We start from the raw sequence: 21,787 nt of genomic DNA, 5'->3' as shown, positions 1-21,787 counted from the left end.
GCGGGGGGACTGAAGGTGCTCTCACTGCCTCACTGGATGCGTGCGTACCGTCGTGGACGACCGGCATGGCTCCGGGGCCGTGAGGACACCGCGGACCCGTCCACGGGGCCGGACCGCACCGGCCCCACCGCCGCGTCACCCACGAGGGTGGTCGTTCCCCTCGCTTCCCTCGGGCCACGCATGTCGGGGCGTTCGCCTGACGATGATGCGGGCGTGACCGCTCCGATGCTTCGCCCATGGGCCTTGGCACTGCTGACGTCGTCCACCCTGCTGATGCCCGTGCCCGCCCAAGCGGCGTCCCCGCCACGGCCGGTGACCGCGCCGGAGCGGGGTACGGACGCGTATCTCGACGCCGTCCGGGACGATCCCCGGCGCCTGGCCGAATTCTTCCGCCGGCTGCCCAAGGGGGCGGACCTGCACAACCACCTCTCCGGCGCGGCCTCCACGGAGTATCTGATCGAGCTGGCCGCCGAGGACGGGCTGTGCGTCGAGACCGCGACGACGACCGCCGTCGCCCCGCCCTGCGGCCCCGGGACCCGGCCCGCCGCCGACGCCCGCACCGACCGTGCCTTCCACGAGGCGATCCTCCGCGCCTGGTCCATGCACGACTTCCCGCCCGGCGGGAACGGCCACGACCACTTCTTCGCCACCTTCGGCAAGTTCGGGGCGGTCAGCGAGCCGCATCGCGGCAAGCTGCTCGCCGAGGTCGCGGACGACGTGGTGGCGCAGAACCAGTTCTACCTGGAGACCATGGTCACCCCGGCCGCCGCGGCCGCCGGGCGGCTGGCCGACGAGGTCGGCTGGGACAGCGACCTCGCGCGGCTGTACGGCAGGCTGACGGCCGGGGGCAGGCTGGACAGGCTGGTGGCCGAGGCCCGCGAGGAGGCGGACGGCGCCGACGCCGAGTTCCGTGCGGCCGCCCGCTGCGGCACCGGTCGTCCGCGGCCCGCCTGCGCGCTGCCCGTTCGCTTCATCTCCCACGCGCTGCGCGAAAGTTCACCGGAGCGGGTGTTCACCCAGATCGCCCTCGGCATGCGCCTGGCCGAACGGGACCCCCGCTTCGTCGCGGTCAACCTCGTCCAGCCCGAGGACGGGGAGGTCGCCCTGCGCGACTACCGCCTCCACATGCGCATGCTGAACCAGCTGCGCGGCGTCCATCCCCGCGCGCACCTCACCCTGCACGCCGGCGAGCTGGCGCCGGGTCCGGTCAAGCCCGAGGACCTGACGTTCCACGTCCGGGAGGCCGTCGACGTGGCCGGTGCCGAGCGCGTCGGCCACGGGGTCGACCTGCTCCACGAGCACGACTGGCGGCGCACCGTCCGCACCATGGCCGCCCGCGAGATCGCCGTCGAGGTGCCCTTCACCAGCAACGCCCAGATCCTCGGGGTGCGCGGCGACGACCATCCGTTCGGCGTCTACCGCCGCCACGGCGTACCCGTCGTGCTCTCCACCGACGACCCCGGCGTCAGCCGCACCGACATCGGCGCCGAGTACCGGTACGCGGCCGAGACCTACGGGCTGTCGTACCCGGAGCTGAAGGACCTGGCCCGGGCCTCCCTGGAGTACGCCTTCCTGCCGGGCGGCAGCCTGTGGCGGGACAGTCCGGCGCGGGACGGGTACCGGCCCGTGGCCGCCTGCCGGGGGGAACGGCCCGGGGACTTCGCCCCCGGGCCTGACTGCCGTCGGCTGCTGGACACCAGCCTCAGAGCCGGCCTCCAGTGGCGGCAGGAGGCCGCCTTCCAGCGGTTCGAGCGGGCGTTCGGCAGCGGCGGCACGCCGGGGACGGGCTCGTAGGAGCCGTCCCGTCGCTCCCGTCTCATCGCCCCCGTCGCGCCAGCGCCCGGCGCAGCGCCTCGCGTACCTCGCCGGGCGGAGGCGGGCCGTCGCTCTCCGCGCCGCAGGTGATGGCCGCGGCGACCGTGTGGAGCTTGGTGTTGGACAGCTGGGAGGCCTCCCGGAGGATGTGCCAGGCCTCGTCGGAGGTGCAGGAATGGGTGGCCATGAGGATGCCGCGGGCCTGGTCGATCACCGGGCGGGAGGCGATGGCCCGGCGCAGGTGCTCGATCTCCTCGCGCAGTTCGTGGAGCTGTTCCGCGCGCTCCAGGGACACGGGGGAGGGCAGCGGGGCGGGCGAGGGCAGGACCGGTGGGTTCGGTTCCACGGGGCGCAGGGGGTCGGAGGTGTCCAAGCCGATCAGCTCCAGGATGCGGCGCGGCTGGCCGTGCCAGTTGGTGGCGGAGACCGGGATCAGGTGTTGTCGTCCGTAGTCGCGCAGGGTGTCCAGGAACTGCCGTCCCGCCGTGTCCATGAAGATCACGCCGGCCATGTCCAGCTCCACCCGGCCGACGCGGGCGGGCAGTTCGGCCAGCGCCTCGGCCAGGACGGCATCGCACCCCTGGACCAGCTCACCCCGCGCGCGGAGCACGGCCCGGCCGCTGCCGTCCGCGCTGCCGTCGATGGTGAGTGGATGCGACCGCTCCGCGAGAGAGGGTGGTGCCACTGGGGTCATGTCACCGCCTTCGTGGTCCCCGAAGCCGTGGACGGCCGTCGACGTCCTGGTACGACGTCACTTCTGCCCACGGCTCTTCACGTTTCCCGATGTTGTGTGGAGCCCCCCGCCGCCCCGATGCTGAACGTGCGCCTTCCCGGGGTGTGGCGCCCTACACCCCCCGACCGCCCAGGTTCGTGGATTGACCGGAACGCGTCGGGGTACGAGCGACGATGTCCAGGAGTATGGGGAGTCGGCAGTGACCATCCGTTACCGCGTTCCGAACGGCTCCGGCGGCACGGCGGCGCGGCTGACCGTCGCACCGCTGGCCGAGCGGTTCGGCGTGCGCGCGGTGGGGGAAGTGGGGCTGACCACGCGTCGGATCTGGGAACGCGCACTGGACGAGGTGGTGCGGGACGGCCGCGACGTGTGCCATCTGGAGCTGTCCGCCGTGACGTTCGTGGACGTCGCGGGCGCCGACGTGCTCGTGGACGCAGCGCGTCGGCTGCCCGTCGGCCGGCGGATCGTGTTGCACCGGCCGCCGCCCGCCCTGTGCCGGACACTGGAACTGTTCTGGCCCGGTCTGTCGGCGATCGAGGTGACGACGTCATGAGTGCACCGGCCGAGTCCTCCGACTCCGTCGGGTCCCACGACACCGTGGGGCCCCGCGACGCCCTGGAGCCCCACGACTCCCCCGGCCCTTCGGCCCGGCCCGAACCCTTCGTCCACCCCGCCCTGTTCTACACGGGCGAGCGGGAGTACCTCGACGGTGTCCTTCCCTTCGTCCGTGAGGGGCTCGCCGCCGGGGAGCCGGTGGCGGTGGCCGTGCCCGGCTGGAACCTGGCCCTGGTCCGGGACGGGCTGGGCGACCTGGCGGACGCGGTGCGGCTGCTCGACATGTGCGAGGCCGGGCGCAACCCCGGCCGGATCATCCCCGGCGTCCTCCGCGCGTTCGCCGACGCCCAGCCGGCCGGCCGCCGGGTGCGGATCGTCGGCGAGCCGGTCTGGGCGGGCCGCACGCCCACCGAGTACCCGGCCTGCGCCCAGCACGAGGCACTGATCAACGCGGCGTTCACGGGCCGCCGGATGACCGTCCTGTGCCCGTACGACGCCGGCGCCCTGGACGACGAGGTGCTCGCCGACGCCTACGCCACCCACCCCACGGTCATCTCCTCGGGCCGGGAGCGGAGCAGCCCGGCGTACGACTGGGAGGGTGTCGTCGGCCGCTGCAACCAGCCCTTGCCCGTCGTGCCGGACGCGACGGCCTTCGCCTTCGCCGCGGACACGCTTCCGGTGGCCCGGCACACGGCCACCGGGGAGGCGGCGCGGTTCGGGCTCGCCGGTACCCGGCTGGAGGACCTGGCGCTGGTCACCGCCGAGCTGACCACCAACAGCGTGGTGCACGGCGGCGGCTCGGGCGTGCTGCGGCTGTGGGCCGAGGACGGGCACGTGGTGTGCGAGGTGCGCGACGAGGGACGGCTGACGGATCCGCTGGCGGGCCGCCGCCCGGCCTCCCGTGACCAGCGCGGGGGCCGGGGGCTGCTGCTGGTGAACATGGTCGCCGATCTCGTCCGGGTGCACACCGGCGAGGCCGGGACGACGGTGCGCTGCTGGTTCTCCCTCTGAAGCGCCTACGCCGGGGGCTGCTGGAGGGTGAGGATCGTGGCGCGGATCTCCTCGATGGTCGCGTGGAGCTCGTCCACGGCCCGGCCGAGCTTCTCGTGGACGGCACCCGCCTCGGCGCGGCGCTGCGCGCTCTCCAGCATCAGCGCGGTGGCGAACAGCCGTTGCACCACCAGGTCGTGCAGGTCACGGGCGATCCGGTCGCGGTCCTCGTAGACCGCGAGGCGGGCGCGGCTGTGCCGGGCGTCGGCGAGGACCAGGGCGAGCGCGGCCTGTGAGGCGAACTGGCCGGCCAGCAGCCGTTCCAGGGGTGTGTACGGGCGGTCGCCGCGCAGGCGGGGCAGGGCGAGGGTGCCGATCAGCCGGCCGCCCGACTGCAACGGCAGCAGCATGCTGGGGCCGAACCGGTGCCGTACCGGCGTGGTCATGCGCGGGTCGGTCGCCGAGTCGTCGACGAAGACAGGTTCCCCGCCGAGCAGTTGCTCAAGGACGGGGCTGCCGGGCGCGATGGTCGTGCCGACGAGGTCGGCGGGGTCCTCGTGGGCGGCGGCGACGATCTCCATGCCGCCCGCCTCGGTGGGCAGCAGGATGATGCCCGCGGCGGCGCCGGCGAGGAGGCGGGCCCGTTCCGCGACCGTCGTCAGGGCGTCGTCGGCGCTCTCGCCGCCGAGCAGCGCGGTGGTGACGGCGGCCGCGCCCTCGATCCAGCGCTCCCGCTGCCGGGCCGCCTCGTACAGCCGGGTGTTGCCGAGGGCGATGCCGGCCTGGGTGGCGAGGACGTGCAGCAGTTGCTCGTCCTCGGCGGTGAACGGCCCGCCGCCGTGCTTGCCGGCGAGCTGGAGGCGGCCGAACTCCTCGTCGTCGACGTGGATCGGTACGTCGAGAGTGGGGGCGCCCGGCGGCGGGGTGGGCGAACCCGTCCCGCGGATCTCGTCCAGGCCGTCGTGGCCGGGGTCGCGCGGGCGGAGGGCGGCGTGGCGGGCGCCGGTCAGTTCGGCCGCGCCGTCGACGATGCGCTGGAGGGTGGCCCGCAGGCCCAGGTCGGCGCCGACACCGAGGACGGCTCCGAGGAGGAGCGCGGGAAGGCGGGGGACGTCGGGCATGTCCGCCCCGGTGGCTCGTGGGGCGGCTCAGTTGCCCAGCGGGTCCAGCTCCAGCGGTTCGATCCGGCCCTCCAGCATGGTGCCGAGGCCCTGGACGGCGCACACGTCCGGCCGCTCGGCGATGTGCACCGGCATGCCGGTGGCCTGCCGCAGCATCTGGTCGAAGCCGGGGAGCAGGGCGCTGCCGCCGACCATCATGATCCCCCGGTCGGCGAGGTCGGCCACCAGGTCCGGCGGGCAGTCCCGCAGCACCTTGCCGATACCGTCCAGCACGGCGGTCAGCGGCGTCTGGATGGCGTCCCGCACGGCGGCGGTGTCGATCCGCACACTGCGGGCGAGGCCGGTGGCGACGTCGCGTCCGTGGATCTCCGTGGAGGCCGGTCCCTGCGGGGTGAGGCCGTTGCCGGAGAGGGCGATCTGCAGGGGACGGACCGACTGGCTGGGCAGCACGAGTTCGTGCTCGTGCCGCAGGTGCTGCACGATCGCGTGGTCCACCGCCTCACCGCCGACCGGGATCCGCACGGCGGTGACGATGGAGCCGAGGGAGAGCACCGCGACCTGTGTGGCCGCCGCCCCGCACACCAGCACCATGGTCGCCTCGGGCTGCTCGACCGGCAGCCCGCAGCCGACGGCGGCGGCGATGAGCGTGTCGACCAGCTCGACGCGCCGGGCCCCGAGGCCCACCAGCGTCTCGATGGTCGCGCGCTGGGCGAGCGGATCGGCGTCGTGCGGGGTGCAGGCGGCGGCCCGCAGCCGGGGCTTGCGGCGCAGGTGCCGGCGCATCTTGTCGCCGAGCAGATGGCGCAGCATCCGCTGGGCCATCTCGATGTCGACCACCGTGCCGCCGGACACCGGCCGCACGACCCGGATGTAGTCCGGTGTACGTCCCGTCATCTGCTCGGCGAGCTCACCGACCGCGATCAGCGCTCCGCTACGCGTGTTGACGGCGGCCGCCGACGGCTGGTCCACGACGAGCCCGGCGCCCCTGACGTACACCCGCGTCCGCGCCGCCCCCAGGTCGACGGCGAAGTGGCAGCGCCGCAGCTGCTCCAGACTGGCGGTCATGGCGGTCCTCCCGAGCGTACGAGCCGAGGTGCCGCCGGTCGGCGGGCCCTCTTCTGCATCGTGCGGGGGGTCGGACAGGGGGCGCCTTCTGGAGGGGGCCGGGCGGGGTGCGGCTGTACGGGTGGTCGTTCGGAGCGCCGCGCCCGGCAAGCTTGACGCGGACGGCGCCACCCCCCTGGGACGGGGAGCACCGTGAGTATCGCCCGGCGCACCTGCCCCAGTCGCTCTCACGGGTGGCGATCACCTGCTCCAGGGAACAACTGCTCGCTTGTTCGGGCCACGCCCAGATCTGCCAAGTCCTGTGGCCGTACGCGGAGTTGACCGGCCGTCGACTCCACCTCCTCCGGTGGCCGTTTGAGGATCGCGGCGGCCAGTTCGGGAGCTATGACGGAGAAGTAGCTGTCGGGCGTGGCCCAGGTGCTGCCCGGGGCGGCCAGGGCGAGCGCGCCGCCGGAGCCGCCCTCGCCGATCACCAGGGTCGTGACCGGCGTACGGGCCGAGGCCACCGCGCCGAACACGTCGGCGATCGCCGCCCCCGCGCCCTGCCGTTCCGCCTCCGCGTCGTTCGCGGCGCCCGGGGTGTCCACCAGGGTCAGCACCGGGATGCCGAGCCGGTCCGCGAGCCGGATCAGCCGGGCCGCGGTGCGGTAACCGGCGGGGCGGGTCGCCGTCCCGGTCTGGGCGGCGTACGCGACAGTGCGGCCCTCATGGACGCCGAAGCCGCACAGCATCCCCTCGTCGGTGCCGCCGCACCGGTCGCCGCTGATCGCGACCCGCTCGGTGAAGTAGGCGTCCAGGTAGCTCCGCGCGCGCGGGCGCCGCGGTGCGCGGGCGCGCAGGACCGCCTCCCAGCCGGAGGCGGGCAGGCCGGTCGCGCCCAGGGGGCGGGGCGGTGGTGCCGGTGCGCTGGACGGGGCGGTCAGCAGCTGGAGCCAACGCCCGAGCACCGGCCGCAGTTCCTGCGGGGCCACGACCGCGTCGGCGGCGCCCGCCGCCACCTGGGCCTCCGCCGTGTACGCCGCAGGGTCCGCGTCGGCCGGACGGACCCGGGATCCCGCGAAGCCGACCTGGGCGCCGGGCAGCGCGAGGATCACGTCGGCGCCCGCGCCCAGCGTGGCCCAGCCGCCGCCGGTGGTGGGGTCCCGCACCACGGCGAGCTGCGGCAGCCCGGCCTCGCGGGTGAGCGCCGACTGCCGCGCCACGCGCTGGAGCTGGGTGAGCGCGACCATGCCCTCCTGCATGCGGCTGCCGCCGGTGGCGATCAGCGCGACGACCGGCAGCCGGTGGGCGCGGGCGTGGGTGTACGCCGCCTCCAGCCGGTCGCCGGTGCGTTCGCCGAGCGAGCCGCCGAGGAAGCCGAACTCGAAGGCGATCAGCACGGCCGGGGTGCCCTCGACGTGGGCGGTGCCGCAGACGACGGACTCCTCCTCGCCGGTGCGCTCGGCGGCGCGGGCACGGGAGGCGTCGTAACCCTGCCAGGTCAGGGGACCGTCGGCCCTGGACCGCCCGGCGGGGTAGCGGAGTTCGGTGAAGTCGTCGGTGACGAGGGCGAGGGCCGCGCGGGCGGAGGGACGCTCAGGCATGGCTGCCCAGGGACCGCTTCATGATCTTCCCCATGTCGTTGCGGGGGAGCGCGTCGAGGTGGTGGACGACCCGTGGCCGCTTGTGCGGGGCGAGCCGGCGGGCGACATGATCGGCCAGTTCGTCGACGCCGGGCGGGGACTTGGGGTCCGCCGGGACGATCCAGGCGACGATCCGCTCGCCGAGGTCGGGGTCGGGCTCCCCGGTGACGGCGGCCTCCCGCACCCCGGGATGCTCCAGGAGCGCGTTCTCGATCTCACCGGCGCCGATCTTGTAGCCGCCGCTCTTGATCAGGTCGGTCGCCTTGCGGCCGACGATGCGGACGTAGCCGTCGGGGTCGCGCACCGCCATGTCGCCGGTGCGGAACCAGCCGTCGGCGGTGAAGGCGGCGGTGGTGGCGTCGGGGCGGTTGAGGTACTCGGTGAACACGTTCGGGCCGCGCACCTGGATCTCGCCCACGCTCTCGCCGTCGTACGCCGCGAGGGGTGTCCCGTCGTCCTCCACCAATCGCAGCTCCACGCCGGCCAGCGGGACGCCGACGGTGCCCGCGCGGGCCTCGCCGTCCGCGCGGACGGCCGTGTTCATCAGCGTCTCGGTCATGCCGTACCGCTCGACGACCCGGCGGCCGGTGGCGGACGCGATCCGCTCGTGGTCGTGCACGGGCAGGGCGGCCGAGCCCGAGACCAGCAGGCGCGCCCCGGCCAGCGCCTTGACCAGCTCGGGGTCGGCGGGAAGTGCCTCGGCGATGCGGTGGTACATCGTCGGGACGCCGAAGAGCATGGTTGCGCCGGACCCCAGCTCCCGGGCGACGCCCTCGGGGCTGAACCGGCCGAGGTGGCGGACGGATCCGCCGCGCCGGAGCGGGCCGAGGATCCCGAGGACCAGTCCGTGCACATGGAACAGCGGCAGGCCGTGCACCAGCACGTCGTCGCCGGTCCACTGCCAGGCGTCGGCGAGCGCGTCGAGGGTGGAGGCGATCGCGCGGCGCGGGATCACGGCGCCCTTGGGCGGGCCGGTGGTGCCGGAGGTGTAGACGATCAGGGCGGGCGCGGCGTCGTCGGCGCGGTCCTCCGGGAGGGTGCCGGCTGCCCGCACGTCGACGTCGACGCGGGGCAGGCGCGCGAGCGCGGCGGGGAGTTCGGCGCCGGGCGCGGTGAGTACGGCGTCCGGGGCGCTGTCGGCCAGGATGTGCCCGAGTTCCTTCTCGCCGGACTTCGGGTTCAGCGGCACCGCGGCCACCTGGGCGGCCAGGGCGCCGACGGTGGCGACGGCGGTCTCCAGATCCGGGGTCGCCCAGACCGCCACGCGGCCGGCGGTGCCGATCCGTTCGGCGACGGCACCGGACGCGGCGGCCAGTCGCGCGTACGTCAGGGAGCGGTCGCCGAAGGTCAGGGCGGGCTGCTCGGCCGGTCCTTGGGCGAGGGCCGGGAAGAGTGGGGACACGCGGCGTACTCCTTGGTCGTCGTCGGGGTCGGGCGGGTCAGGTACCGGGGGTCGGGCGGGTCTGGTGCAGGTCGGCGGTCGTGGTTGGTGCAGGTCGTCGGTCGTGGTCCCGGCCGTCGCCGGTGGCCGCCGATGGCAGGGTGCCATGGCCAGGTGGCCTGGGAGAGCTACCCGAAGCCGGGCACGACCATCACCAGCCACACCACCGCGGGACCGCCGCCACCACGATTCCTCCGTACACCATCAGCTGCCGGAAGAAACGTTCACGGCGTCCGGTGCCGCGGCCAGGACCAGCGCCCCGTTCGTCGAACGCCGCAGGCGCCCGCCCGACGTGCTGGAGGCCCGTGAGGCGGCGGCCGTGCACAGCGGCATCCTCACGGAGTTCATGCGCCCATCGCCGACCAGATCGCGGAGAGCCGCACCGAGTCGGTCCGCCTGCTGTCCTGGGACCCGGCCGAGGACCGCTGACCGTCCGGGTTGTTAGCCTGCGGGCGACCGGCTGCGGGAACGTGTGTGCCGGCCACGTCCGTACGAGGAGGGAAGACGTCGTGGTGCGGATAGCCCTGGCCACCTGCCGTCCGGGTCCCGAGGTCAGTGCTGACCCGGATCTGCCGGTGCTGGTGGCGGCGTTGGAGGAGGCGGGGGCCGAGGCGGTCGCCGTGGAGTGGGACCGGGACGGCGTCGACTGGGGCGGGTTCGATCTCGTGCTGATCCGGTCGACCTGGGACTACAGCTGGCGGGCCGGGGAGTTCCTGGAGTGGGTGACGGCCTGCGGGAAGGTCACGCGGCTGGCCAACCCGGCGGACGTGGTGCGGTGGAACACCGACAAGCGCTACCTCGGGGAGCTGGCGGCGGCCGGGGTGCCGGTGGTGCCGACCCGGTATGTCGCGCCGGGTGAGGCGGCCGAGCTGCCGCGCGACCGTGAGTTCGTCGTCAAGCCGACCTCGGGGGCGGGAGCGCGGTTCGCCGCCCGGTACACGCCCGACCAGCACGAGAGTGCCGTACGGCATCTCGATCGCATGCATGCCGAGGGCTTCACCGCGATGGTGCAGCCGTACGTCGCGGGCATCGACGTGAGCGGGGAGCGGGCGTTGCAGTTCTTCGGAGGCCGCCTGCTGCACGCCAGCGGGAAGGGTGCCGTGCTGGCGCGGGGAACGGCGTACGACGAGCGGAAGGTCGCCCATCCGGGGCTGCGGGTCTGGGAGCCGACGCGGGAGGAACTGGCCGTCGCCCAGCGGGCGTTGGGTGCCGTGCCCGGTGCTCCCGAGCTGCTGTACGCCCGCGTCGACCTGGTCGACGGGGAGGGCGGGGAGCCGCGGGTGATGGAGCTGGAGCTGGTCGAGCCGAATCTGTTCCTGTCGCTGCACGCCGCTTCCGTGCCGAGGGTCGTCGAGGCCGTGCTGGCGGCGGCCGGGCGGTGACGGGGTGACCTGGGGGCGTGCCGGAGGAACGGCCGGCACGCCCGGTCCGGGGGTTCACAGGATCCTTCGGCCGCCGATCATCGTGCGCTGGAGCAGGCCCCACGTGAACTCCGCCGTCACCTCGTGGCGCCGGCCGTCGGTGTCCTGGGCGCCGAACGCGAGGCCCCACCGCGTGGGGGCCGTGCCCTCCAGGGGGCGAGCGGGGGCGAAGGCCCGGGCCGCGTCATCGACCGTGCAGGACCACGGGTAGAGGTCCTCCACCGTGTGCAGCTCGGCGGGCTTGGCGTCGGGGGCGCGGACCAGCCATTCGTTCCAGACCGCGCCGCCCGGGGCGAGCAGCACCTCGAAGCGCAGGTCGGGCCAGAGAGGGACCGGCCACTGCCAGGCCTCGCAGTCCAGGTCACCGATGCGGCGGTTGGTCGTCCACTCCGGTGCGCCGAGGATCGCCCGGTGCCTGCTCCGGGCGGCACGGACGCGCGGTGAGCGGAGCAGCATCTGCCAGCGCCGGTTCGCGTCCTGCATACGGTTGACGGAGACGCCCAGTTCTCGGCGGGCGTCCTCGACCAGGTCGGCGTTGTGGTCGGCCATGCGGCGCAGCAGGACCACTTGGAATTCGACGGGGGTGAAGGAGCTAGTGGGGTTCTCTGCGGAGGACGGCATGCGGACCATCGTCGCCCATTCGGGGCCTTCCAGGGCGCCGTCCGTCCGGAAGGAACAGTACGGAGTTGACGTATCTGATCCGGTCGTGTAATGGGAGCACGCGCCGCACCAGCCCGTGCGAGGCGACGTGCGAAGTGGCTGCCTGGTGCGCCTCCAGGGGGAAGTCGGCGAGGGGGATCCAGTGGTCCCCGGGGAGCACCCAGCCGTCATATCCGAGCAACCCCAAATACGTCAGGACGGGCGAGATCGGCTGGATGCGGGACTCCAGTTCGACGAACAGGGCCGGGCGGTCGCGGGTCAGCAGGGCCGTCCCGCCGCGCAGGACCGCCAGTTCGCTGCCGTCCACGTCGATCTTGACGAAGCCGACGTCCCGCAGGTTCAGATCGTCCAGTGCGACGCAGCGGACGTCCACGGCGTGGGCGTGGATGTCCCGCCGTACGAGGGACGACACGCCCCGGTTCCCGGTGTCGTCGGCCGGCAGCCACAGGCGGGCCGTGCCGGGGCGGTCCGAGGCGGCGGCCTGGATCACCCGGACGTTGGGCGGGGCGGTCGCCGTCAGCAGGCGGGCCAGGTGCGGGACCGGTTCGACGGTCACGACCCGGCGGGCGTGGCCGGACAGGCGGCGGGTCCAGGGGCCGTACCAGCCGCCGACGTCCACCGCCGTGCCGCAGCCGGGCGGGCACAGGTCGGTGATCCTGGCAAGCTCGGGTTCGAAGCGGGGGTAGACCGCGCGGGCGGTCGCCGCGACGAGGCGGGCCGGCAGGAAGGGCGCGAGGCGGGCGGCGAGCGTGGTCATGGGGCCATCCGTTTCCGGTCGTGGGGGCCTGGGGCGCCGAGTGGTCCCGAGGCCTTCCGTCAGAGGGCCAGGCGCTTGAGGAACTGCTCGTGCTCGTGGTCGGAGACCTGTTCGCCGGACGAAGGCAGCAGTTGGGGGATGCCGTCGACGATCGGGTAGCGGCGGCGCAGGCGCGGGTTGTAGAGGGCCTGGGCCGAGGACACGGACCCGTCCGGCGGCAGCAGGTGCAGCGGGCCCTTGTCGAGCGGGCACGCGAGGATCTTCAGCAACTGTTCGTCGGGGCCGGTGGAGGAGCTCATGGCGGGGTCAACTCCTTGACTGGCGTGGGTGCTTGGGGAGCCTTGTCATGCTTGGGCATGATCAGCAGCACGGTGACCGCCAGAGCCGTGCCCGCGAGGCGCAGGCCGAGTCGCAGCGGGTCGTCCGGCAGCGCCTCGCCGAACGACAGCGTGCCGAGCACCGCCGTGTACAGGCAGGTCACCGTCGTGCACACCGGCACGATCAGCGAGGCCCGGCAGCGTTGCAGCGCCGCCTGCGACATGACCAGGCCGAACGCGCCGGTGAACACCAGCAGATACGGATACGGCGAGCGCAGTACGCCGAGCAGCGCGCCGCCGAGGTCACTTCCCGTCCAGTAGCCGGAGACGCCCTTGATGGCGAGTGAGCTGACCCCGTAGAGCAGGCCCACCGCCACCCCGTACTCGACGCCCGTCGTCGGCATCCGGTGCCGGCGCAGGGTGCGGCGCTCGGCGGCGCGGTACAGCCAGACCCCGCACGCCAGCGACGGCACGCACAGCAGCCAGACGAGCGGGTAGGGCGCCGTTCGGCCGACGGTGTCCGAACTCTCTTCCAGGGAGAGGACGACCATCAGCAGCGCGGCGAGGATCGCGGCGAGCGCGTACCGCTCGCGCCCGGTGGTCTCCTCGCCCAGCAGCCGGGCGGACAGCAGGACGAGCAGGACCAGGCCGGAGACGAAGATGCCCTGCGCGGCGGCGATCGGCAGGGTGCGGTAGACGACGAGCTGGGCGGCGAAGCCGGCCCCGAGGGCGAGCGAGCCGCCGATCCACAGCGGGCTGCCGAGCACCAGGCGCAGCAGGCGGCCCGGGCGGCGGACGGTGACCTCGGGCAACGCGGCCAGGGCCCGTTTCTCCAGGACGAACCCGCCGCTGTACAGGACGTTCGCCAGCAGGGCCGCGGCCACTCCCCACCACACGGCCTACGTCCTTCGCGCGTGCAGCAGCAGGATCGAGGCCAGGGGCGGCCGGGCGCAGGCGAGACGGTCCAGCGCCCGCAGCGGACGCGGCACGCCGTGGAAGGGGGCCCCTTCGAGCCGTACGACCTCGAAGCCGGCCGCCGCGACGAACTCCCGCAGCGCGCGGGCGGTGTACAGCCGCAGATGTCCCACCACCTCCCGGCCCGGGCGGCCGTGGACGGCGCGCAGGCTCACCTCGGAGAAGACGGGCTGGACGCCGGCGAACAGGAGGACCCGGTTGTACCAGGCGGCGAGGTTGGGGGTGGAGAGCATCAGGTGGCCGCCGGGGCGCAGCACGCGGCGCAGCTCGTCGAGGGCGGCGTCCGGGTCGACGAGGTGCTCGATCACCTCGCTGAACAGCACGGCGTCGGCGGCAGCCGTACGGAACGGCAGCCCGCCGTCGGTGAGTTCGCCGCGGACGGCGTACGACAGGCGGGGGCGGGCCCGGGTGAGGGCGTCCTGGGACCAGTCGACGCCGATGACACGGTGGCCGGTGAGCAGGGGGGCGGCGGTCGCCGCGGCGGTGCCGTCGCCGCAGCCGATGTCGAGGACGAGGCCCGGCGCGGTGCTCCCGCTCAGGGCGGCGGCGAGCATGCGGGCCTGGCGGAGGCTGCGGGGGGCTCCGGAGGCGACCGGGACGGCGGGGTCCTCGTAGAAGTCGCGCAGGCCCCCCGGCGGTGCGGTGGTCGTCATCGGGGGACCTCCGTCGCGTGCAGGTGGTGCTCGAACAGGTCCCGCAGACGCGCGCCGTCGCCGGGCCCGAGGAGGGCGTGCGACCAGCGCACGGCCAGATGGAGGCGGCCGGCGGTGGAGGCGGTGGTGAAGGTCAGGCCGCGGGGCATCCGGGCCGGCGCCGAGAACCAGACCGCGTGCGCGCGTCCCGCCACGTCGCCGAAGTCCAGGGAGTACGGGATGCGGCCGATGTTGCTCAGCAGCGTGGTGGAGGTCCAGGGGGCGGCGGCCCGGCGCAGCGTGCGGGCGAGAGCTGCGCGCCAGGGGACGGGCAGGACGGGCGTGGCCAGGAGGGCGGCCCCGTGGCCCAGTTGGGGGCGGGGCAGGGACTTCAGGGCGCGGGTGCGGGTGGCCGTGCGGTGCAGCAGGGCGGGCATGTCGGTCGTGGCCCGACCCAACTCGTCGGGAGTGAAGGCGACTTCGACCAGGCGGGTGCCGTTGCCGATGGGCATGGTGGTGTCGCGGGGGCGGTCGTCGACCGGCATGGTGATGCGCAGGGGGCGGGGACGGGCGCCGTGCTCGCGGTTCCAGTGGGCGACGGTCAGGGCGGTGGCGACCATGAGCTGGTCGTTGACCGTGTAGGGGGAGACCTTGGGGCGGTGCGGCAGGGGGAGTTCGGTGACGAGCACGCCGTTGCCGGGGGAGGGGCCCGGCGTGCCGGGGGCCACCCGGGCCGGTGGGGACCAGTGGGAGGGGGCGGCCTCTGCGGGCGGTCCGGCGGTCGCCGTGCGGACGGGCGGGGCCGTCGGGGAGTTGTCCTTGCCGCCGTACAGCTCCGCCGCGGTGGCCAGGACCCGTAGGCAGGCCGGGCCGTCGAGCGCGGTGTGGTTGATGGTGACGACGAGGGCCGTGCCCTCGTCGGGCAGGGCCGCGACGACCTCCAGGCGGATCGGCGGGGACAGCGAGAGCGGCGGCGGCTGGGTCAGGGCCCGCGCCCTCGCGTCCCGCAGCGCGTCCCGCCCCGGTCGCGCGAAGCTCACCACCTCCACGTCCGGGTCCGCCGTCAGCTCCCACTCGTAGCGGCGCCGCCACCAGGGGCCGGGGGCCTCGCGCATCAGTACGCGCGGGTGCCGGTGCAGGGCCTCGACGAAGGCGCTGCGCAGGCGGGTCGGGTCCAGCGGGCCGGGCAGGCGGACCTCGATGTGGACCGTCTCCGGTTCCTCGTCCTGCTGGCAGTGGCGGGCCACCTCGTCCACGACCGGGAACGGGATCCGCCGCGCCGGGCGGGGCGTCACGTCGTCGAGTGCGGTCATCGGCTGTCGTCTCCCCCCTCGGGTTCCGGGCTGCCGGGACCGCGTGCCGAGACGGGCGGTCCGGCCTCGGCGCGCGGGAACGGGTCCTGCGCGGGCCCCCGGCGCCGGGGCAGCGGTCGCGTCGGGGCCGTCCCCGGGGTCGTCGGCGGCAGGCCCGCCGTGGTGGCCGGTTCCGGGGCCACCGGCGGCAGCACCGCCGTCGTACCCGGATCGCCGGCCCGCTCCCGAACGCCCACCAGTGCCGCGAACAGGCCGATCAGCGCCAGCAGTTGGGCCACGGGGGAGAAGGTGCCCGTGCCCTGGCCGGGCGGCTCGCCCGCCCCGATCGCGGCCACCACGCCCGCTGCCGCGAGCGCCCCGAACGCGATCGGCACCAGCAGCGCGTGCCGTCGGTACGCCAGCACCGCCAGCGCCGGCACCAGCAGCGCGAACCACCCGGCGATCACCACGCCCACCAGCGTCAGCGCCACCGCGCCCAGCCACACCCCGGGCGCCGGGGGCACCGGCTGCGGCGCGTCGGGGTTGGGCGCGCGCCGGCGCCACACCACCAGGCCCACGAGCACGACCAGTCCGACCCCGCTGCCGATCAGCCCCGCCTCGTACGTGGTCGACGGCTCGTACGACAGCTCGACCGTGCCGCCCGCTCCGGCCGGCAGGCGCCAGCCCTGCTGCCAGCCGTCCAGCCGGACCGGCGTGAGTTCCTCGCCGTTCAGCGTGGCCCGCCAGCCGTCGTTGAAGTTCTCGTACGTCGTCAGGTACGAGGCGGCGCCCGCGCCGGCCGTCACCTCGCGGCGGTCGCCGAGCCAGTCCCGTATCCGCAGGTCACGGCCGGGGGACACCGGGTCGGTCACCGTGCCGCGCGTCAGCGTCACGTCCGTCAGGACCAGCGGGCCGGCGTCGCCCGCCTCGACGCGGTGCGCGCCCTCGGGCAGTTCCAGACCGCCCTCCGGGCAGAGGGTCACCTCCACCGGCCGGCGTTCCGTCAGGTCCCGTACGGTGCCCGAGACGCCGGTCCGGTACAGCTCGCCGTCGACCGCCAGCAGCGGTCCCCGGCCGCACGGCAGGGAGAACTCCCGGTCGGGGCGGGGCTGCGGGGTGCGGTAGCTGTCGAGGGCGGGCAGGTAGGCCTCGGTCAGGCCCACCGGCAGTTGCAGGTCCTCGTCGACGACCGGGTTGTGGAGGGTGAGCGGGGCCGTCTCGGTGACCGTGATGTCCAGGCGGTCGGTCGTGATCGCCTCGAAGCGCACCCAGCCGTTCTCGTCCACGCCGGCGCTCGTGGCGCCGTCGGGGGAGCTGATGCGCACCTCGGTGGGGCGGCTGGACAGCCCGCCCGCCGCGGCCAGCACCAGCTCGCTCACCGGCTGCTTGCCCTCCCAGCGCAGATGGACCGTGGGCCGGTCGCCCGCGATCCACGCCGTCGTCAGGTCGCCGTCGGTGAGGTTGCGGGCGCCGAGGCCCGCGCCCAGCCGGGCCGTGGAGTCGGCGGTGGCGGTGATGCGCTCTCGCTGCTCGGGCGCGATCTCGTAGAGCAGCCGGTCCAGTTCCTCGCCGGGCACCGGCACCGCGCTCGCCCTCACCTCGTACGTCCCGGTCCCGGTCGTCTCGAAGCGGCGGTGCAGCCCCGCCTCGGTGCCGGTCGGGGAGAGGCCGGTGGGGTCGGCCGCGCGGTGCAGGGAGACGATCTCGGCGGCCGTCGCCGAGACGTCCGACGGCAGTCGCAGCAGACGCGTCACCTGCACGTCCGGCAGCCGGATCTCGGCGAAGCCCGCCCCGGTCAGCCCGGTCCTGCGGGCCACCGAGTCGGTGATCGTCAGCTTCATCCAGCCGGTCGCGCCCGCCGGGGCCTTCACGCGCTGCGTCATGCCGTTCGGCTGGAGGAAGCTCGTCACCGATCCGCGCTCCGTCTCCACCCGCACCCGCGTGGCGGCGGCCCGCACGCTCCCCTGCGGCAGCGGTGTCACCTCGAACGACGACGGCATGTCGTACTCGGCCCCGGCGTCGCTTCCGCCGTCGCCCGTGCCCGCGAACTCGATCCGCAGCCACTGCCCGTTCGGTGAGTCGGCCGACCCCTCCGCCCACGCGGTGGCCGGGTCGCCGTCGAAGGCGCCCACCGGGTCGAACTGCGGCAGATGGAAGAGCCAGCTGCCGTACGAGGACGCCGTCACCGACCGCGCCCCGCGCAGCTCGGCCACCGTCTGATGGCGCACACCCGTCGTCGGCAGGATCTGGTGCGGCGGCTCGCCGGCGTCCTGGTGGGCGTCGGGCGCGTTCCGCTCGTCGCGGGTGTACGTGTACGAGGTGTTGGCGTCGACCAGCCCGAACCGTGTGTCGGCGCGGCGCAGCCCGTCGCCGGTCACCTGGAGCTGCGGCCTGCCGAGCCCGGGGTGGTTGTCGCCGGACAGCACGGTCGCCCGGCCGCGCAGCGTGGCGGCGAGCGGCAGCAGCGACTCGGGGCCGCCGGAGACGACCGCCGTGTCGGCGATCGGGTACAGGGCGGCCTGTCCGGGCCGGGTGACGTCCTCGCCGCCCGGCCGGTAGATCTCCACCGCCCGCTGGCGCGGGTACAGGCCCTCGACCTGGAGCGGGGTGTCGTCCGCGATCCGGCCGCCGGTCATGACCGGGCCGAGCCCGGTCACCCGCCGGTAGCCGGACTGCTCCAGCGTGCGCTTGACGGTCGTGGTCGGGACGGCGCCGATCCGGTCGGGGTCGAGGTCGCCCCGCACGACGACGTAGTGGATGCCCGCGCGGCTCAGGAAGTCGGCCAGGCCCGGGACCTCGGCGCCGGTCAGCAGGGCCTGCTCCACGGCGTCCATCGCGCGGCGGTTGCCGGGCGTGCCGAAGGGGACGTAGTCCCGCTGGGCCCAGCGGGATCCGGCCAGCACGTCGAGGGGCTGGTCGATGGTGGAGCCCCAGGTGTGGATGCCGTGCGCGGTGGCCGGGACGACCAGGGCACGGGAGTCGGGGGAGTACTTCTCCAGCCAGTCGGCGGTCGCCTGCCAGTACTTGGGGAGCTCCTGGAAGGAACCCGCGTTGAGGAGGGATCCGTTGACGTACGGCCACACCAGCCCCGGCAGCACCAGCACCGCCGCGACCAGCGGGGCGAACCGGCGGCCGCGTACCCGTCGGGCGCCGCGCGGCTCGGCGGCCACCGCCACCAGGTGGGCGAGCCCGAGGACCAGGGCGAGGGCCAGTCCGGTCTGGAACTTGTAGATGTTCCGGAACGGCGCCAGCGGGCCGTCCAGCCAGGCCTGCACGGTCTCGTGGAAGGGCGCCCCGAACGCGCCGCCGTACCCGGCGAGCAGGACCAGTCCGGTCACGAGCGCGGTCAGCACCAGCCACCGCCGCTCCGGCATGTCCCGCCGCGCCAGCCCGGCCAGCCCCAGCCCGGTGGCGAGCGCCGAGCAGACCACCACGAGCGCCGAGGACACCACGGTCCAGCCGGCCGGCAGCCACGCCTCGCCGAAGTGCAGATACGCCACCCAGTTCCCGGCGCCGCGCAGCGCCTCGGTGGCCGCCATGGTGTCCGTCGTCGTCCGTGCACTCTCGATGTACGGAAGGAAGTTCTCGCCGTAGGCGCCGAGCAGCAGCAGCGGGATCCACCACCAGGCGGTCGCCACGAGCACGCCCGGCACCCACCAGGCGATCAGCTTGCGCTGCCGGGGGCCGGCCGGGCGGGAGAGCAGATACAGGCCCACCGGGAGCAGGGATGCCAGCGTCGAGGCCGCGTTCACACCGCCCATGAACGGGATGACCAGCGCCGACCGCAGCGCGGCCACGCGGGCGCTGTGGCGCTCACCGGTCAGCGGCAGCAGCACCCATGGCAGGAAGGCGCCGGGCAGCGCGGCGGCCGACGTCGAGCCGACGACGATCGTGAACAGCGGCCACAGCGCGTACGCCACCGCGGCCAGCAGCCGGGAGGCACCGTTGCCGACGCGCAGCCGCTCGGCCAGCCGCAGCGCGCCCCAGAAGGCGACGGACACGACCAGCGACATCCACAGGCGCTCCGCCAGCCACACCGGCAGGTCGACCGCGCGGCACAGCCAGTGGAAGGGGAGCATCGGCCACAGGTAGCCGGCGTACTGGTCCTGGATGCCGCCGAAGCCGCCCCGGTCGTGCCACAACTGACCCAGGTCGGCGAGGAAACGACCGGGGTCGACGGTCACCCCGAGCTTGGTGTCGAAGGTCTGCCGGCCCGGCCGCACCACCAGGAACAGCACGAGGACCACGGCCCAGAACCCCAGCAGCCAGCGCCGCGACCGCGGGCCCTCCGGGGGGCCCGCGGCGGTCACGGTGGTGGGGACGGCTGCAGGGGGAGGGGCCTGGACCGTGGTCGTCATGGGGGACACCGCCGGAGGATGAGGAGAAGGTTCCAGGTGGCCACCTCGCGGATGCCGGGCGCCTTGACGACGGCCTGCGTGAGGAACGGCCAGTAGCGGGAGCGCGCCGTGACGAGCGTGACGTCGCGACGGGCGCGCACCTGCCGCAGGGTGGGGCCGATGTGCACGGTGAAGAGGTTCTCGCCGAGGGTGTGCTTGGCTGACTTCCCGGTACGGCGGCGGTAGCGGGCGCGGGCCCGCTCGGCGCCGAGGTAGTGCCAGGGCGCCCACTCGTGGCCGCCCCAGGGCGAGAGCCAGTTGGTGAACGACACGTAGATCAGACCGCCCGGCCGGGTCACGCGTGCCAGCTCGCTGAGGAAGGTCTGCGGATCGGCCACGTGCTCCAGGACGTTGGAGGAGAACGTGACGTCGGCGGCCCCGTCGGACAGCGGCAGCAGATAGCCGTCGGCGACCACCGTGCCGTCGGGCGGTTTCTGCCCGAGTTCGCGCACGTCGGGCTCGAAGAGGTAGGCGTGCGCGCCGCGCCGCCTGAACTCCTCGGTGAAGTGCCCGCTGCCGCCGCCGACGTCCACGACCACCCGCCCGGCCACCGGCCCGTCGTACGCCTCGACCTGGTCGGCGGCGTCCCTGGCGAGCAGCGAGTAGCAGGCGTCCGGGTCGTCCTGCTCGCACAGGAAGGCGCGGAACAGGGCGAGGGAACGCCGGAAGGAGGGGTCCTTGAACCCTCGGTGAGGTGACGCCGTGGAGGGGCGCGGGGCTGTCGTCGATGTGCGGCCACCGCCGCGTGGGCGCGACCAGCCACGCACGACCCGCGTCACGACGAGCCCCGCACCGCTTCCGCGGCCACCGCGCGGAACTGCGACACCGTACGGTCCCACCGGTACCGCGCGGCGTGTTCCCGGGCCGCCTTGCCCATCAGTTCCCGGCGGTGTCCCGACAGGGCCAGCGTGCACCAGGCCGCCGCGAAGGAGGACTCGCCGGCCGCCAGGACGCCGGTCTCGCCGTCGACGACGGAGTCCCGCAGTCCGGGCACGTCGAAGCCGATCGCCGGGGTCCCGCGGGCGGCCGCCTCCGTCACCACCAGACCCCAGCCCTCCACCGCCGACGGATGCAGCAGCAGCCAGGCCGCGCACAGCAGCCGGTGCTTCTCCGCCTCGGAGACGTGCCCGGTGAACTCGACTCCGGAACCGGCCAGCGCGGCGAGCCGCTCCCGTTCGGGGCCGTCGCCCACGATCACCAGACGGCCGCCGGTGACCGGACGGACCCGCTCCCACAGCCGCAGCAGCAGGTCGACGCGCTTGTACTCGACGAGCCGGCCGACCGCCACGAACAGCGGCTCGGGGGAGCGGTCGGTGCGCGGGCCGGGCTCCTCGACGCCGTTGTGGACGACCCGGATCCGCTCGCGTGCCACGCCGAGCGCGCGCAGCGCCTGGGCGGTGGACGGGGAGACGGCGACCAGCAGACCGCGGGACTGCGGGCCGGTCAGCGCCCAGTGTTCGAGTCGGCGGCCGATCCGGGCGGCGGGCGCGAGCGGACCGCCGAAGCGCATCCCCCACAGGTCGGAGTGGACGTGATTGACCAGGCAGAGGGTGGGTCCGCGGTGCCACAGCGGGGCGAGGTAGGGCATGCCGTTGCACACCTCGACCAGCAGGTCGCAGTCGCCGATCCGGCGGGCGAAGGCCGAGCGGGCGCGCAGATAGTGACCGTAGGGGCCGCCGGCCGAGACGACCCGGTAGTCACGGAAGGCCGCCGGGCCGCCGCACAGGAGTGTGACCTGGTGCCCCTGCCGGGTCAGGCCGTCGGCCAGCCGGTCGACGAGCAGCTCGGAGCCGCCCGCGGCCGGGTTGCCGAGGTCCCGGTGCGCGAGGAAGACGATGCGGCGCGGGGGTGGGGGGAGCGCCGGGGGGTGCTGCTGCGGCCGGGGGAGCGCGGTGCGCAGCGGCGGTACGTGCTGGGGCATGGGTGCTCCAACTCGTCTCGGGGTGCGGTACTCGATGTGGGGGAAAGGAGGGTCGCCTGCGGGGAAGGGAGGA

General features: G+C 74.6%; 18 protein-coding genes and 1 pseudogene. 4 read left to right on the top strand and 15 right to left on the bottom strand.

Features of this window, described 5'->3' with window-relative positions:
- Nucleotides 1–225: 225 nt before the first annotated feature.
- On the top strand, nt 226–1,794 hold the full coding sequence (locus ACFV6X_RS12985) for an adenosine deaminase (RefSeq protein WP_385381847.1): 1,569 nt from the start codon (nt 226–228) through the stop codon (nt 1,792–1,794).
- Between the two features lie 22 nt (nt 1,795–1,816).
- Here the strand turns inward: ACFV6X_RS12985 and ACFV6X_RS12980 are convergent, their stop codons facing one another.
- Complete coding sequence (locus tag ACFV6X_RS12980) at nt 1,817–2,509, bottom strand: ANTAR domain-containing response regulator (protein WP_385381794.1); 693 nt, start codon at nt 2,507–2,509, stop codon at nt 1,817–1,819.
- A gap of 244 nt (nt 2,510–2,753) precedes the next feature.
- Between ACFV6X_RS12980 and ACFV6X_RS12975 the strand changes: the two genes are divergently transcribed.
- Nucleotides 2,754–3,101, top strand: coding sequence for an STAS domain-containing protein (locus ACFV6X_RS12975; protein ID WP_385381844.1), 348 nt, complete (start codon nt 2,754–2,756; stop codon nt 3,099–3,101).
- Entirely contained in the window at nt 3,098–4,114 is a 1,017-nt protein-coding gene (locus ACFV6X_RS12970; protein ID WP_385381791.1) for an anti-sigma factor RsbA family regulatory protein, read from the top strand. Before ACFV6X_RS12975 ends, ACFV6X_RS12970 begins: the two co-directional genes overlap by 4 nt.
- 8 nt (nt 4,115–4,122) lie before the next feature.
- Here the strand turns inward: ACFV6X_RS12970 and ACFV6X_RS12965 are convergent.
- From ACFV6X_RS12965 to ACFV6X_RS12945, 5 genes and pseudogenes are all read right to left on the bottom strand, one after another.
- Nucleotides 4,123–5,214 (bottom strand): annotated as a pseudogene (locus tag ACFV6X_RS12965) (GAF domain-containing protein); the annotation flags it as partial.
- 27 nt (nt 5,215–5,241) lie between these two features.
- Nucleotides 5,242–6,279, bottom strand: coding sequence for a rod shape-determining protein (locus ACFV6X_RS12960; protein ID WP_365455835.1), 1,038 nt, complete (start codon nt 6,277–6,279; stop codon nt 5,242–5,244).
- 227 nt (nt 6,280–6,506) lie between these two features.
- Complete coding sequence (locus ACFV6X_RS12955) at nt 6,507–7,862, bottom strand: carboxyl transferase domain-containing protein (RefSeq protein ID WP_385381787.1); 1,356 nt, start codon at nt 7,860–7,862, stop codon at nt 6,507–6,509.
- A complete protein-coding gene (locus tag ACFV6X_RS12950; RefSeq protein ID WP_385381784.1) occupies nt 7,855–9,303 on the bottom strand; it encodes an acyl-CoA synthetase in 1,449 nt (482 codons plus the stop codon). The genes ACFV6X_RS12955 and ACFV6X_RS12950 overlap by 8 nt, the downstream gene beginning before the upstream one ends.
- 243 nt (nt 9,304–9,546) lie before the next feature.
- A complete protein-coding gene (locus ACFV6X_RS12945; RefSeq protein WP_385381849.1) occupies nt 9,547–9,690 on the bottom strand; it encodes a hypothetical protein in 144 nt (47 codons plus the stop codon).
- A gap of 161 nt (nt 9,691–9,851) precedes the next feature.
- Between ACFV6X_RS12945 and ACFV6X_RS12940 the strand changes: the two genes are divergently transcribed.
- Nucleotides 9,852–10,724: a RimK family alpha-L-glutamate ligase gene (locus ACFV6X_RS12940; RefSeq protein WP_385381781.1), complete on the top strand. Its 873-nt coding sequence runs from the start codon at nt 9,852–9,854 to the stop codon at nt 10,722–10,724.
- Nucleotides 10,725–10,778: 54 nt separating this feature from the next.
- Here ACFV6X_RS12940 and ACFV6X_RS12935 read toward each other — a convergent pair whose 3' ends face one another.
- The 9 genes from ACFV6X_RS12935 to ACFV6X_RS12895 are packed head-to-tail and all read right to left on the bottom strand — an operon-like array spanning nt 10,779 to nt 21,714.
- Nucleotides 10,779–11,393 (bottom strand): hypothetical protein, encoded by a 615-nt coding sequence (locus tag ACFV6X_RS12935; protein ID WP_385381778.1) that lies wholly within the window; start codon nt 11,391–11,393, stop codon nt 10,779–10,781.
- Nucleotides 11,356–12,180 (bottom strand): FkbM family methyltransferase, encoded by an 825-nt coding sequence (locus tag ACFV6X_RS12930; RefSeq protein ID WP_385381775.1) that lies wholly within the window; start codon nt 12,178–12,180, stop codon nt 11,356–11,358. The genes ACFV6X_RS12935 and ACFV6X_RS12930 overlap by 38 nt, the downstream gene beginning before the upstream one ends.
- Before the next feature lie 59 nt (nt 12,181–12,239).
- On the bottom strand, nt 12,240–12,479 hold the full coding sequence (locus ACFV6X_RS12925; RefSeq protein ID WP_385381772.1) for a Trm112 family protein: 240 nt from the start codon (nt 12,477–12,479) through the stop codon (nt 12,240–12,242).
- Nucleotides 12,476–13,381, bottom strand: a complete 906-nt coding sequence (locus tag ACFV6X_RS12920; RefSeq protein ID WP_385381842.1) for a hypothetical protein — start codon at nt 13,379–13,381, stop codon at nt 12,476–12,478. Before ACFV6X_RS12920 ends, ACFV6X_RS12925 begins: the two co-directional genes overlap by 4 nt.
- A 15-nt stretch (nt 13,382–13,396) precedes the next feature.
- On the bottom strand, nt 13,397–14,125 hold the full coding sequence (locus ACFV6X_RS12915; protein WP_385381769.1) for a class I SAM-dependent methyltransferase: 729 nt from the start codon (nt 14,123–14,125) through the stop codon (nt 13,397–13,399).
- Complete coding sequence (locus tag ACFV6X_RS12910; protein ID WP_385381766.1) at nt 14,122–15,417, bottom strand: condensation protein; 1,296 nt, start codon at nt 15,415–15,417, stop codon at nt 14,122–14,124. The genes ACFV6X_RS12915 and ACFV6X_RS12910 overlap by 4 nt, the downstream gene beginning before the upstream one ends.
- Nucleotides 15,414–19,754: an alpha-(1->3)-arabinofuranosyltransferase family protein gene (locus tag ACFV6X_RS12905; RefSeq protein ID WP_385381763.1), complete on the bottom strand. Its 4,341-nt coding sequence runs from the start codon at nt 19,752–19,754 to the stop codon at nt 15,414–15,416. The genes ACFV6X_RS12910 and ACFV6X_RS12905 overlap by 4 nt, the downstream gene beginning before the upstream one ends.
- The gene (locus ACFV6X_RS12900) at nt 19,751–20,572 is read right to left on the bottom strand and encodes a class I SAM-dependent methyltransferase (RefSeq protein WP_385381760.1); all 822 of its coding nucleotides are present in this window, start codon (nt 20,570–20,572) and stop codon (nt 19,751–19,753) included. The genes ACFV6X_RS12905 and ACFV6X_RS12900 overlap by 4 nt, the downstream gene beginning before the upstream one ends.
- Nucleotides 20,569–21,714, bottom strand: coding sequence for a glycosyltransferase family 4 protein (locus ACFV6X_RS12895; protein ID WP_385381757.1), 1,146 nt, complete (start codon nt 21,712–21,714; stop codon nt 20,569–20,571). Before ACFV6X_RS12895 ends, ACFV6X_RS12900 begins: the two co-directional genes overlap by 4 nt.
- Nucleotides 21,715–21,787 lie beyond the last annotated feature (73 nt).

Source organism: Streptomyces sp. NPDC059861, from assembly GCF_042731435.1.
Lineage (GTDB): Bacteria > Actinomycetota > Actinomycetes > Streptomycetales > Streptomycetaceae > Streptomyces.
The sequence above is the reverse complement of the archived record's forward strand: the minus strand, read 5'-3'. Positions and strand labels throughout refer to the sequence as shown.